Here is an 11,635-nt window from a genome sequence, read left to right as displayed (position 1 = left end):
GGGTGTGGTTTTTGGGGGGGGCGCCCCCCCCCCCCGCCCCCCGGCGGCCCCCCCCCCCCCCCGCTCCCCCAACCCCCCCCCCCCCCCCCGGGGGGGGGGGGGGGGTTTTTTCCCCCCCCCCCCCCCCCACGTCGGTCTTATCCTGCGTCGTTGAGCTTGTTCAGGCGCTCGCAGGCGGTGACGTATTCCTCGACGAGGCGGTTCATCACATCGGCGGAGCGCTCCGTCTTGTTCATCATGCCGACGACCTGGCCCACCGGGTTGAAGTTCACGTCCTTGGCGGCCTCGGGATAGCGGTGCCCGCGTTTCACACCGTCCAGCGCGACCATCATCTGCAGCGGCATGGGCAGCGGGTCCGGGGTGTCGGCCGACTCCCAGGCGTCGGTCCAGTCGTTGCGCAGCATCCGGGCCGGTTTACCGGTCCAGGCGCGGGAGCGGATGGTGTCGTGGCTGGTGGCGTCGATATAGGTCTGCATCTGCGCGGGCGGCACATTGGCCTCTTCCACCGTGAGCCAGATGGACCCGGTCCAGGCGCCGGCGGCGCCCATCGCCATGGCGGCCGCGACCTGGCGGCCGTCTCCGATACCGCCCGCCGCGAGCACCGGCAGATCGCCTACGGCGTCGATGACCTGCGGCCACAGCACCAGCGAGGACACCTCACCGCAGTGGCCGCCGCCCTCGGTGCCCTGGCACACCACGAAGTCCAGGCCGGCGTTCTTGTGGTTCATGGCGTGCTTCACCGAACCGCACAGCGCGCCGATCAGCCGCCCGGATTCCTGGATCTGCGAGACGAACTCCGGCGGCGGGGTGCCCAGGGCGTTGGCGACCAGTTTCGCTTTCGGATGCTTCAGGATCACCTCGACCTGCGGCGCCGCGGTGGTCGCGGTCCAGCCGAGCAGCTGCGGGTGCACTTCTTCCTCGGGCAGCTTCGGCACGCCGTGGTCGGCCAGGATCTTTTCCGCGAAATCGCGGTGACCCTGCGGTACATGCTTGGCGAGCTCGGCCTCGAGTTCCTCGGGGGAGAGCCCGTCGATGCCCTTGCCCTCGTACTTGGAGGGGATCACCAGGTCGACGCCGTAGGGGTTGTCGCCGACGTGTTCGTCGAGCCAGGCCAGCTCGACCTCGAGTTGTTCGGCGGTGAAGCCGACCGCGCCGAGTACGCCGAGACCGCCGGCGTTGCTGACCGCGGCCGCCACATCGCGGCAGTGGGTGAAGGCGAAGATGGGGAACTCGATCCCCAGCCGGTCGCAGATATCGGTACGCATGGCGCTGCTGGTCTCCCTATGCCTGGAACAAGTTACATAATTGCCGCGCGGCGGCTGATCCGGCCGCTGTCACCCGGCGGACCCGAATGCGCCGCGTGCCGTGGGTGCGGGCCGCGCGTACGCAGGGATCCGGCAGGTGCCATACCTTGAATGTAACACGTTCTAGTTTTATTGGAACCGGTTCGCCACCGCCGGACCCTGCGCATCCGCCCGTGCCACCCGTTCCCAAGGGACTCGCAGCGGAACCCTCAGGAAGAGGGTGAACAGGAAGACCAGCAGGGTGGCCCGGCCCCAGACACCGAAACGCACCACCGCCTCCATCACCTCGACCGAATGCCCCGTGCCCATCGCATAGAAATAGCGGAACACGCCCACCCCGATCGCGATATCGGCGAGCAGATAACTCCACACCACCGGCCACGGCACGGCCAGCACCACCAGGAACGGAATCAGCCACAGTGTGTACTGCGGGGAATGCACCTTGTGGAAAACCAGGAATCCGCACAGCATCGCCCCGCTGACACCGATCCACGGGTAGACGCCTGTTTCGAGATAACGCCGCCGGCCTATCCACAGCGCCAGGACGAACGATGCGACGATCAGCGCCGGTGACGCGATCGCGACGGTATCGGCGAAGGCGGTGGTGCCCACCCGGTCCGTGCCGAACAGCGGCCGCAAACCCCAGAACCAGATCGAATTCGTGGTGATATCGGCCTGCCGCTGCTGCTGGAATACGATCGATGCCCGCCAGCCTTCGTAGCCGGCGATCGCGAACGGCAGATTCACCACCAGAACCGTCGTGGCCGCGGCGGCCCCGGTGTACAGCGCACCCCGGATATCGAGCCGGGTCCGGTCGCTATCGGCGCGCCCGCGTTCGCCGCCGGTCAGTACATACAGCATCAGTGGTGCCACGAAAATCGCCGGATAGATCTTGAAACAGAATCCGAGGCCCAGCAGGACCGCCGCATATATCGCCCGCCTCCGCAACGGCCGCCGGGACAGCGTCATCATCGCCATCGCCGCCACTGTGGTGAATACCACCGGCAGTTCCCAGTTGTGGAAGGCGTAGAGCACAAGCGGCGGCCCCACCGCCCACAGCAGGGCGGCCCGGCCCGCCATCCGGGCCAGCAGCCAGGCGGTGAGCAGGGCGAACGGAGCGAGCAGCAGCGCCGATTGCAGTAGGAACATCGCGTCGTTGTTCGCGCCCAGCGCGCCCAGCCACATCAGCAGGCCGCTGAGCACCGGATACTCCACGGCCCCGCCGGTCAATGCGCCGTCGGCGGTGATCCCGCCGTGCACGTACGGAAAAATATGTTGATCGATATCGCGGCCGAGCCACAGGAACTGGATATCGGAATAGCAGACGCGGGCGTCCTTCACGTAGTCGAAAGCAACGCTGCGGCCGTCGGCGCGAAACGGCGCACCCGCACAACGGGCCTTGTTCAGAAAAGCCACCGCGAGGGTGATTCCGCACAGCAAAACCGCCGCGGTCACCGCCGCCTGCCGGGAAACGCGACCGCTCGCGAACGCGCGCGCGGCCGCTCCGATCGACATACCGATCACCTTAGTGGCCGGGGCCCGGACAACCGCGGGGATCGATTTCGCGGTGATCCGCTCCCTCGGGTACTCTTGCCCGGTTGCTGACGCGACGACCTCCTGCCACGGAACGTCCGTGGCCGATCACAGACCACAGGAGGTGATTGGTTCGTGCGTCATTACGAAGTGATGGTCATCCTCGATCCGAGCATGGACGAGCGCACCGTCGGGCCGTCCCTGGACACGATGCTCAACGTTGTGAAGACCGAGGGCGGGAAAATCGACAAGGTCGATATCTGGGGCCGTAAACGCCTCGCCTACGAGATCCGCAAACAGGCCGAAGGCATCTACGCGGTTATCGATCTGACCGCCGAGCCCGCCACGGTGAGCGAACTCGACCGCCAACTGGGTCTCAACGAGCAGGTGCTGCGCACCAAGGTTCTGCGCAACGAAAAGTAGTTCCGGCGGTACCGCCGTTTCGTCGGAGCCTGTCTCTAGGCTCTAGCGCAACAGCGAGTGCACTCGGACTGCACACCGAGCAGGAGGAACCCACCATGGCAGCAGGCGATACCGTCATCACGGTCATCGGAAATCTGACGGCCGACCCCGAGCTTCGATTCACGCCCGCGGGCGCGGCGGTAGCGAATTTCACCGTCGCCTCGACACCGCGCATCTTCGACCGTAATACCAACGAATGGAAAGACGGCGAGGCACTGTTCCTGCGGTGCAATATCTGGCGCGATGCGGCGGAGAACGTCGCCGAAAGCCTCACCCGGGGCTCCCGGGTGATCGTCAGCGGCCGGCTCAAACAGCGCTCCTACGAAACCCGCGAGGGTGAGAAGCGCACCGTCGTCGAGCTCGAGGTCGACGAGGTCGGTCCTTCGCTGAAATACGCGACGGCCAAGGTCAACAAGACCAGCCGCGGCGGTGGCGGTGGTGGATTCGGTTCCAACAGCGGTGGTGGTGGAAACTACAACGCCGGTAACAGCGGCGGTGGACGTTCCGAACAGGGCGCAGCGGAAGACCCGTGGGGTAGCGCGCCCGCGGCCGGTTCCTTCGGGGGCGGCCGGATGGACGATGAACCGCCGTTCTGAGACGGCCCGCACAGACCCGCGTCGGCGGGTCGCCAAGAATACGGAGTGAACGAAAATGGCCAAGGCACCGGCGCGCGAAAAGGTGCTCAAGAAGAAGGCTTGCACTTTCTGCAAAGAGAGCAAGTCCGGACCCGTCAATATCGACTACAAGGATGCGCCGCTGCTGCGCAAGTACGTCAGTGAGCGCGGCAAGATCCGTGCCCGCCGGGTCACCGGCAACTGCGTGCAGCATCAGCGCGATATCGCCATCGCGGTGAAGAACTCGCGTGAGATGGCGCTGCTGCCCTACGTCTCGACGGCTCGCTGAGAAAGGTCGGTCAAGCATATGAAGCTCATCCTGACTGCCGACGTCGACAATCTCGGCGCTCCCGGCGACACCGTAGAGGTCAAGGACGGTTACGGCCGTAACTACCTGCTGCCCCGTGGGCTGGCGATCGTTGCCACCCGTGGTGCGCAGAAGCAGGTCGAGGGAATCCGCCGGGCCCAGGAGGCCCGCCGGGTGCGCGATCTCGGCCACGCCAACGAACTGAAGCAGGCGATCGAGAACCTGGAGTCGGTTTCGCTCTCGGTCAAAACCGCCGGCACGGGCAAGCTGTTCGGTTCGGTCACCCAGTCCGATGTCGCCGCCGCGATCAAATCGGCCGGCGGACCGGTGCTGGACAAGCGCAGCATCGAACTGCCGAAGGCGCATATCAAGGCGACCGGTAAGCATCAGGTGACGGTGCATCTGCACCCTGATGTCGCCGCGAAATTCGCTCTGGAGGTCGTGGCCGCGGGCTGACCGCGGTCTCGGCACGCTCCGACCGGAGGTCACGCAGTAGCGTGATCTCCGGTTGCTGTGCTCTGTGCCACGGGGGATGTTAGCCAGCTGATAGCTGTTGCTCGTCGACGAATCGGCGCCTGCGGTCGTACCGCAAGCGTCCGGTTTGTTGTGTCCGGGTTATCCACAGGATGTGAAGCCTGTGGATCAATCACAAAACCGACCGGATGTATTGTGACGTAGCTCATATCTGTTCGCCTGCCTGTTAACTCAACACGCCCGGCTGTTCATCGGCTCCGACACGCCGATACTTTGTTTATCCACACTGTGTTGACGGGAAATATCCCGGCCTACCTGGGGATTTTTGGCGGCTGACCTGCGTTTTCCCCAAGTTCTCCACAAGTTGTGCACAACCAGGGGTGAACTATCCCCAGGTTATCCACAGGTCTGTCCACAGGGCCGTTTGGCATGTGGATAGAACCTCGCCTAGGTTCATCGCAGCACCATCGTCAAAGCCCCGCCGAACCCGGCGGAACGGATCTATCTGGGTGATAGCTGGGATGTCTGATCACTGGTCACAGACACTTCCCGTACCGGCGAGTCTGTCGGACCCGTGCGGTAGAACCAATCGGCACAAGGGTGCGTCCGGTCTGAAGGAGAGGACGGTCGAGTCTGATGGCAGTCGTCGATGACCGCGGGCACACGGACTTCCCACCCGAGCCGCCCGGCGAGGACTTCGGGCGACAGCCGCCGCACGATATGGCCGCGGAACAGTCGGTCCTGGGTGGCATGCTGCTCAGTAAGGATGCCATCGCCGATGTGGTCGAGGTGCTGCGCTCCGGCGACTTCTACCGCCCCGCGCACCAGGCGATCTACGACACCATCCTCGACCTCTACGGTCGTGGCGAACCGGCCGACCCGGTCACCGTCGCCGCCGGCCTGGACCGCAGCGGCGAGCTGAAACGTATCGGCGGCGCCCCCTACCTGGTCACCCTCACCCAGACCGTCCCCACGGCCGCCAATGCCGGCTACTACGCCGAAATCGTCGCCGAGAAGGCCATCCTGCGCCGCCTGGTGGAGGCCGGTACCCGCATCGTCCAATACGGCTACGCCGGCGCCGACGGCCAGGACGTGGCCGAGGTCGTCGACCGGGCCCAGGCCGAGGTCTACGAGGTCACCGAACGCCGGACCTCCGAGGACTTCCTCCCACTGGAAGACCTCCTCCAGCCGACCATGGACGAAATCGACTCCATCGCCTCCCGCGGCGGAATCTCCCTCGGCGTCCCCACCGGCTTCTCCGAACTCGACGAGATCACCAACGGCCTGCACCCGGGTCAGATGATCATCGTCGCGGCCCGGCCCGGTGTGGGCAAGGCGCTGGCGCTGGACACGCCCCTGCCCACCCCGGCGGGCTGGACCACTATGGGTGAGGTCCGCGTCGGAGACGAACTGTTGGATCTCGGCGGGAACCCGACCCGGGTCGTGGCCGCGACCGAGATCCTGCAGGAGCGTCCCTGCTACGAGGTCGAGTTCAGCGACGGTGCTGTCATCGTGGCCGATGAGCAACACCAGTGGGCCACGCTCGGCCCGAGAGCGGAACTGCGTACCCACACAACGGGCATGCTCGCCCACACACTCGAATCCGCTGAAGGCGAGTTGAACCACACGGTGCCGGCGACGTACCGATCGCACGCGCGGGTGATCGTCGACGTTCGCAAGGTGGACTCGGTCCCGGTGCGGTGTGTGCAGGTGGAGAATGCCGACCACCTCTATCTGGCGGGGCGGTCGATGGTGCCGACTCACAACTCGACGCTCGGTATGGACTTCATGCGTAGTTGCTCGATTCGGCACGGGCTGGCGAGCGTGATCTTCTCGCTGGAGATGAGCCGGACCGAGATCGTTATGCGACTGCTCTCGGCTGAGGCGAAGATCAAGCTCGGGGATATGCGGTCCGGGCGGATGAGTGACGACGACTGGACCAAACTGGCGCGGCGGATGAGTGAGATCAGCGAAGCGCCGCTGTTCGTCGACGATTCACCGAACCTGACGATGATGGAGATCCGGGCCAAAGCCCGGCGGCTCAAGCAGCGACACGATCTGAAACTTGTTGTGGTGGACTACCTCCAGCTGATGACCTCCGGTAAGAAGGTCGAATCACGGCAGCAGGAAGTATCCGAATTCTCCCGGCATCTCAAACTTCTGGCCAAGGAGCTGGAGGTTCCGGTGGTTGCGATCAGTCAGCTCAACCGTGGTCCCGAACAGCGGACGGATAAGCGCCCGCAGGTCTCTGACCTGCGCGAATCGGGCTCTTTGGAACAGGATGCGGATATGGTCATCCTGTTGCACCGGCCGGATGCGTTCGAACGTGACGACCCGCGCGGTGGCGAGGCGGATCTCATTCTCGGCAAACACCGCAACGGGCCGACCGCGACGATCACCGTCGCGCATCAGCTGCATCTTTCGCGGTTCGTCGATATGGCCCGCGGCTGACGTTGTTCGATTCGCCGACGTGAGCAGCGGCCTTCCTACGGTCGTATCGCAGTCCCATAGGGCCGTGCATGGTGGCCGTCCGCTTCGCGGTGGAAATTCGATTGTGGCGGGTCGGGGGCGATGCATACGGTGGCCGGAGCCGGCTCGGTGCCGGCAACGTCGAACTGGAAGGTGGTGGACCATGTCAAATGCGCCCCGGACGGCCGCCGAGCTCCCGCGTGATCCCGCGAGCCGCTCGGATCGGTGATCCGTAACCGAGATCGGATTCCCTGTCCGATATGAGTCTTCCGCGGGATCGATCGGGCTCGGCAGTAGGCCGTCCCATTGATCTCACAGAGGAGAACTCCCGTGTCCCACAGTGGCACGCCGATTTCACATCTATCCACCTTCACCTGCATACGCTGCGGACTCGTGGTGTCCGCTACCGCATCGGGTGCCGTGCCGCGCACGCACTGTCCCAACTGCCTGTCCGGCATGCACGGCCGGTGCCGGGCGCGTACCCATCCGATCGCGGTGGCGGTACTGCGGGACGGTGACTGGATGCTGATCCAACGCTGCACCGACTGCAATCATCTCGAAGCAGCCCCGGTGGCCGAGGACGACAACCAGCTCCTGTTGATCCGCATCGCGGTGAAACCGCTGGCGCAACCGCCTTTCCCGCTGGAACATCTCGCACAACTCCAGATGAGGTGAGGGCGATGGCACGGAGAAACGCCGTCCGTCGGCGTCCGCAACGGGTCAAGCCGGTCCACCGCGACGGGCCGGCGCGACGCGGAACCTCGTTCCGTTGTCTCGGCTGCGGTGCGGAGGTTTCCATGCAAGCACCGGGAACGGCGCACCGGAATCACTGTCCGGTGTGCCTGTGCAGCAGGCACGTCGACCACCGGATTCCGGGCGATCGCGCCGCGGCGTGCGGAGCACGTATGGACGCGATCTCGATCTCGGTGCGCGGCACCGGCGAGTGGGTGATCATCCATCGATGCTCCGCGTGCGGCACGATGGGTGCCAATCGCTCGGCAGGCGACGACAACCCGCTCGCGCTTGTCCGCATCGCTGTGCGTCCGATCTCGCACCTCGGCCGCGTGCGCCAGGTAGTCGCCCGAGATTTCGCGGCCGGGTGATGTGTGCGCAGACCTCCGCGCCGGCGTGAGTGGTCCACCCACTCCGTTTGCGGAGGTCTGCGCACTGCGCGTGGAGATCGACTCGACCGGCCGTGCTGGTTGGGGTGCGCGGGTACATGAGCACCGAGGACATAGGGTCGACCGGCCTGGCTCCTGAAAGTGTCACGTCGTTCGGTACGCCGACTTCGAACCTGCGGCCCGCTTCACGGCTTGGCCGGCTTACTGGAACGGTCGCCGCGCACACTGTCGATCCGGGGTTCGCCGAAACGAGCGCCACTGCCACGCGGCACGAAGAAGACCCGTGGCGCTGAGAGGTTGGGTCTTTGTTCGTGGCAAATCGGCGGCAATCGCGCGGGCGGGGCTCATCGGTTCGAGTGGACCGGCTGCCGACGCCGGCCATACCGCGACGGCGCAACGATTGCTACGGCCGCACCGTTCATTTGCTGAACACTGTTCACCGGCATGGAAGGTCGGTGTACGCCCGCCGGGCCGAACTCCGATGCCCGGTGACATCGATCGATCAGGATCAGAGAAGCCGGAAACACCCCTGGCTTCCTAGAGTGGCGAAGTAGCAGACGCAGCCGCACTGATCAGAGGAGCAACAGTGGCGCAAACGGATAAGTCGCATAAGGAGAACCAGGCTTCGTCGGAGTCGGTATTCTCGGCACAAGAGCGCGCCGCTATGAAGCAGCGCGCCGCCGAGGTGAAGAACGCCGCGCGGCGCGCACGCGGAGCCGGCAAGGCAGCCGCCGACGAGGCGGATGTACTGGCGAAGATCGCGGAAATGCCCGACGCGGATCGCTTGCTGGCCGAACGAGTGCACCGGATCGTGTCCGCGGTCACCCCGGAGCTGGCGCCGAAGCTGTATTACGGGCAGCCCGCCTACGCCCGCGACGGGAAGGTGGTCTGTTTCTTCCGAAGTGGGCAGATGGATAAGGAGCGGTACTCGACATTCGGCTTCAGCGCGCACGCATCACTCGATGACGACAGCGGACTGTGGCCGACCTCCTACGCCCTGACCGACCCCTCGGAAGCGGCCTGGGCGCAACTCGCTCAGCTCGTCGAGCGAGCCGCGAAGGCCTAGCGGAGGCCGCATCGAGAACATCCGATTCCAGGTCAACCCGGAAAAGCTGGGCGGAATCCAGGAAACCGGCGACACCACCTCCTGATACGGACGCGCGCCGGCGCTCCGGCCGGTGGCCACACACCCGAGCCGACCGGGTCGGCCGCACCACCGTCGCGCCCGGGCGAGGTGCTCAGGCGCCGCGTAGCTCGCTTTTGAGAAGCTTGCCGCTCTGGTTGCGGGGCAAGGCCGCCACGAACCGCACTGCCTTGGGTACTTTGAACGAAGCCAGGTGCTGCTTGACGTGATCGATCAGCTCGTTCTGAGTGAGTTCGTGCCCGTCCTTGAGCACGACGACCGCCGTCACCGCCTCGATCCACTTCTCGTCGGGGGTTCCGATCACGGCGGCCTCGGCCACGGCCGGGTGCGTGTAGATCGCGTCCTCGACCTCACGCGAGGCGACCAGGATGCCACCGGTGTTGATGACGTCCTTGATTCGGTCGACGACGGTGATGAACCCTTCGGCGTCCTGGGTGACGAGATCGCCGGAGTGGAACCATCCGTCGCGGAAGGCCTCCGCGGTCGCGTCCGGATTGTCCCAGTAGCCGAGGCACAGTTGCGGCGAACGGTAGAGGATCTCGCCGGGTTCACCGTCGGGAACATCGTTGCCCTCGGTGTCGACGATCCGGGTCTCGACGAACAGCACCGGCCGCCCGCACGACGCGGGACGCGCATCGTGTTCTTCGGGCCGCAGGACCGTGGCGAGCGGGCCGATCTCGGACTGGCCGAAACAGTTGTAGAAGCCGAGCTCGGGGTAACGGCCGCGGAGTCGTTCGAGGACGGTGACCGGCATGATCGACGCCCCGTACTGCGCCTTGCGCAGCGACGACAGATCGCGTGTCCCGAGATCCGGGTGATTGGTGAGCGGCACCCATACGGTCGGCGCGAGGAAAAGGGATCCGATCCGTTCTTCCTCCACGAGCCGCAGGATCTCGGCGACATCGGGGGACGGCAGCAATCGAACGGTCGCGCCGACCGCGAAGTACGGGATCAGGAAGACGTGCATCGCGGCCGAGTGGTAGAGCGGCATGCATACCAGCGGGTCGTCGTCGGCCGACAGGTCGAGCGCCTCGATCGAGGACATGTACTCGAAGGTCAGGGCGCGGTGGGTCATCATCGCGCCCTTGGGTTTCGAGGTCGTTCCCGAGGTGTAGAGCAGCTGCACGAGATCGGTGTCGGCCACCGGGATGTCGATGGCCGGCACGTCGCCGGACCGGGCCACCGACAACAGGGATTTGTCGTCGTCCCGAAGGGGTACGACGGTTTCGGCGGGCACATCGGCGAAAACCTGCCGCAGGTTGTCCGTCAGGGCCGGGTCGACCAGTACGGCCTTCGCCGCCGACTGGGCGAGCAGGTAGGACAGTTCTTCGCCGCGCAACGCGTAGTTGATCGGCACGTGCACCAAACCGGCGCGTGCGGCCGCGAGATAGCCGATGGCATAGGCGTCGGAATTCGTGCCGTAGGCCGCGATGCGATCGCCTTTGCTCAACCCGAGCGACGACAGGTGGGCGGCGGCGCGGGTGACGGAATCGTCGAGTTCCCGATAGGTGAACCGGCGGTCGCCGAATCGGAGCGCGATGCGGTCCGGGTGGCGCGCCGCGGTGCGGCGCAGTATTCCGTCGACGGTGCTTTGCCGCGGGTCGGTGCTCATCCGGCAAATATTATAGGTCGTCCAACTAAATGGGCTACGTTTCGGCGCCTTGTGCACATGCGCCCATCGCGACGTACGCGCTCGCCCTCGAGGTCGGCGCGGTCCGGGACCGTATCGATCGGTGCCGTGACACACCGTTGTATACCCAACGGGGGTATGGTAAGCATTGGAAGGTTCCTCGCGGTCGTTCGGATGCCGGATGGTCCGCGGATTCACCCAGACCGACAGGAAACGATATGAGTACCTCGATCATCACCGTCAACGGAATGACCTGTGGCGGTTGCGCTTCCAAGGTCCGAAAGGAGGTCGGTGCGGTCGCCGGCGTCACCGCTGTCGACGCCGATCCGGCCACCGGCCGGGTCACCGTGGAATCGGCCGGCGAAGTCGATTCCGACGCCGTCCGGCACGCCGTGGAAGCCGCCGGTTACCGCGTCGTCGCCTGAGCGAGCCACCACCTGGGTCCCGGCGGCGGCCCCGGGGGGGGGGGGGGGGGGCGGGGGCGCGCGGGGCCCCCCCCCCCCCCCCCCCCCCCCCCACACCCGCCGGGGGGGGGGCCGCGGGGGGGGGGGGGGGGGGGGGGGGGGGGGGGGGGGGG

General features: G+C 65.9%; 12 protein-coding genes. 9 read left to right on the top strand and 3 right to left on the bottom strand.

From position 1 onward, the window contains the following. Window positions 1–137 precede the first annotated feature (137 nt). Together QH276_RS11810 and QH276_RS11805 are read right to left on the bottom strand one after the other, a co-directional pair. Window positions 138–1,265, bottom strand: coding sequence for an NAD(P)H-dependent flavin oxidoreductase (locus tag QH276_RS11810; protein WP_280400830.1), 1,128 nt, complete (start codon window positions 1,263–1,265; stop codon window positions 138–140). Window positions 1,266–1,433: 168 nt separating this feature from the next. Continuing rightward, window positions 1,434–2,819, bottom strand: a complete 1,386-nt coding sequence (locus QH276_RS11805) for a glycosyltransferase 87 family protein (protein ID WP_280400829.1) — start codon at window positions 2,817–2,819, stop codon at window positions 1,434–1,436. Window positions 2,820–2,972: 153 nt separating this feature from the next. On the opposite strand from QH276_RS11805, the gene rpsF reads away from it, so the two are divergent. From rpsF to QH276_RS11765, 8 genes are all read left to right on the top strand, one after another. Beyond that, window positions 2,973–3,260, top strand: a complete 288-nt coding sequence (gene rpsF / locus QH276_RS11800; protein WP_280400828.1) for a 30S ribosomal protein S6 — start codon at window positions 2,973–2,975, stop codon at window positions 3,258–3,260. Between the two features lie 95 nt (window positions 3,261–3,355). Further along, on the top strand, window positions 3,356–3,895 hold the full coding sequence (locus QH276_RS11795) for a single-stranded DNA-binding protein (RefSeq protein WP_280400827.1): 540 nt from the start codon (window positions 3,356–3,358) through the stop codon (window positions 3,893–3,895). A 55-nt stretch (window positions 3,896–3,950) separates the two neighbouring features. After that, a complete protein-coding gene (rpsR, locus tag QH276_RS11790; protein ID WP_280400826.1) occupies window positions 3,951–4,202 on the top strand; it encodes a 30S ribosomal protein S18 in 252 nt (83 codons plus the stop codon). An 18-nt stretch (window positions 4,203–4,220) separates the two neighbouring features. Next, window positions 4,221–4,676 (top strand): 50S ribosomal protein L9, encoded by a 456-nt coding sequence (gene rplI, locus QH276_RS11785; protein ID WP_280400825.1) that lies wholly within the window; start codon window positions 4,221–4,223, stop codon window positions 4,674–4,676. Between the two features lie 654 nt (window positions 4,677–5,330). Then, the gene (gene dnaB, locus QH276_RS11780) at window positions 5,331–7,145 is read left to right on the top strand and encodes a replicative DNA helicase (protein WP_280400824.1); all 1,815 of its coding nucleotides are present in this window, start codon (window positions 5,331–5,333) and stop codon (window positions 7,143–7,145) included. A 348-nt stretch (window positions 7,146–7,493) separates the two neighbouring features. After that, window positions 7,494–7,838, top strand: coding sequence for an RNHCP domain-containing protein (locus QH276_RS11775; protein WP_280400823.1), 345 nt, complete (start codon window positions 7,494–7,496; stop codon window positions 7,836–7,838). A 5-nt stretch (window positions 7,839–7,843) separates the two neighbouring features. Next, a complete protein-coding gene (locus QH276_RS11770; RefSeq protein ID WP_280400833.1) occupies window positions 7,844–8,266 on the top strand; it encodes an RNHCP domain-containing protein in 423 nt (140 codons plus the stop codon). A gap of 682 nt (window positions 8,267–8,948) precedes the next feature. After that, window positions 8,949–9,350, top strand: a complete 402-nt coding sequence (locus QH276_RS11765) for a DUF1801 domain-containing protein (protein WP_280400832.1) — start codon at window positions 8,949–8,951, stop codon at window positions 9,348–9,350. Window positions 9,351–9,522: 172 nt separating this feature from the next. On the opposite strand, the gene QH276_RS11760 is transcribed toward QH276_RS11765, so the two are convergent. Then, window positions 9,523–11,040 carry an acyl-CoA synthetase gene (locus QH276_RS11760; RefSeq protein WP_280400822.1) on the bottom strand — a complete coding sequence of 506 codons (1,518 nt, stop codon included), beginning with the start codon at window positions 11,038–11,040 and terminating at the stop codon, window positions 9,523–9,525. A 236-nt stretch (window positions 11,041–11,276) separates the two neighbouring features. Between QH276_RS11760 and QH276_RS11755 the strand changes: the two genes are divergently transcribed. Next, window positions 11,277–11,483: a heavy-metal-associated domain-containing protein gene (locus tag QH276_RS11755; protein WP_280400821.1), complete on the top strand. Its 207-nt coding sequence runs from the start codon at window positions 11,277–11,279 to the stop codon at window positions 11,481–11,483. Window positions 11,484–11,635 lie beyond the last annotated feature (152 nt).

The sequence above is a fragment of the Nocardia carnea genome (assembly GCF_029869215.1).
GTDB lineage: Bacteria > Actinomycetota > Actinomycetes > Mycobacteriales > Mycobacteriaceae > Nocardia > Nocardia carnea_B.
Note: the sequence above shows the minus strand (reverse complement) of the source record. Positions and strands in the feature narration are given on the sequence as shown.

Bases quoted from the DNA above. Each gene is read 5' to 3' on its own strand.
- dnaB (WP_280400824.1), top strand. From the start codon at position 5,331: ATGGCAGTCGTCGATGACCGCGGGCACACGGACTTCCCACCCGAGCCG.
- QH276_RS11760 (WP_280400822.1), bottom strand. From the start codon at position 11,040: ATGAGCACCGACCCGCGGCAAAGCACCGTCGACGGAATACTGCGCCGC.
- QH276_RS11770 (WP_280400833.1), top strand. From the start codon at position 7,844: ATGGCACGGAGAAACGCCGTCCGTCGGCGTCCGCAACGGGTCAAGCCG.
- QH276_RS11805 (WP_280400829.1), bottom strand. From the start codon at position 2,819: ATGTCGATCGGAGCGGCCGCGCGCGCGTTCGCGAGCGGTCGCGTTTCC.
- rpsR (WP_280400826.1), top strand. From the start codon at position 3,951: ATGGCCAAGGCACCGGCGCGCGAAAAGGTGCTCAAGAAGAAGGCTTGC.
- QH276_RS11810 (WP_280400830.1), bottom strand. From the start codon at position 1,265: ATGCGTACCGATATCTGCGACCGGCTGGGGATCGAGTTCCCCATCTTC.
- QH276_RS11795 (WP_280400827.1), top strand. From the start codon at position 3,356: ATGGCAGCAGGCGATACCGTCATCACGGTCATCGGAAATCTGACGGCC.
- QH276_RS11755 (WP_280400821.1), top strand. From the start codon at position 11,277: ATGAGTACCTCGATCATCACCGTCAACGGAATGACCTGTGGCGGTTGC.
- QH276_RS11765 (WP_280400832.1), top strand. From the start codon at position 8,949: ATGAAGCAGCGCGCCGCCGAGGTGAAGAACGCCGCGCGGCGCGCACGC.
- rplI (WP_280400825.1), top strand. From the start codon at position 4,221: ATGAAGCTCATCCTGACTGCCGACGTCGACAATCTCGGCGCTCCCGGC.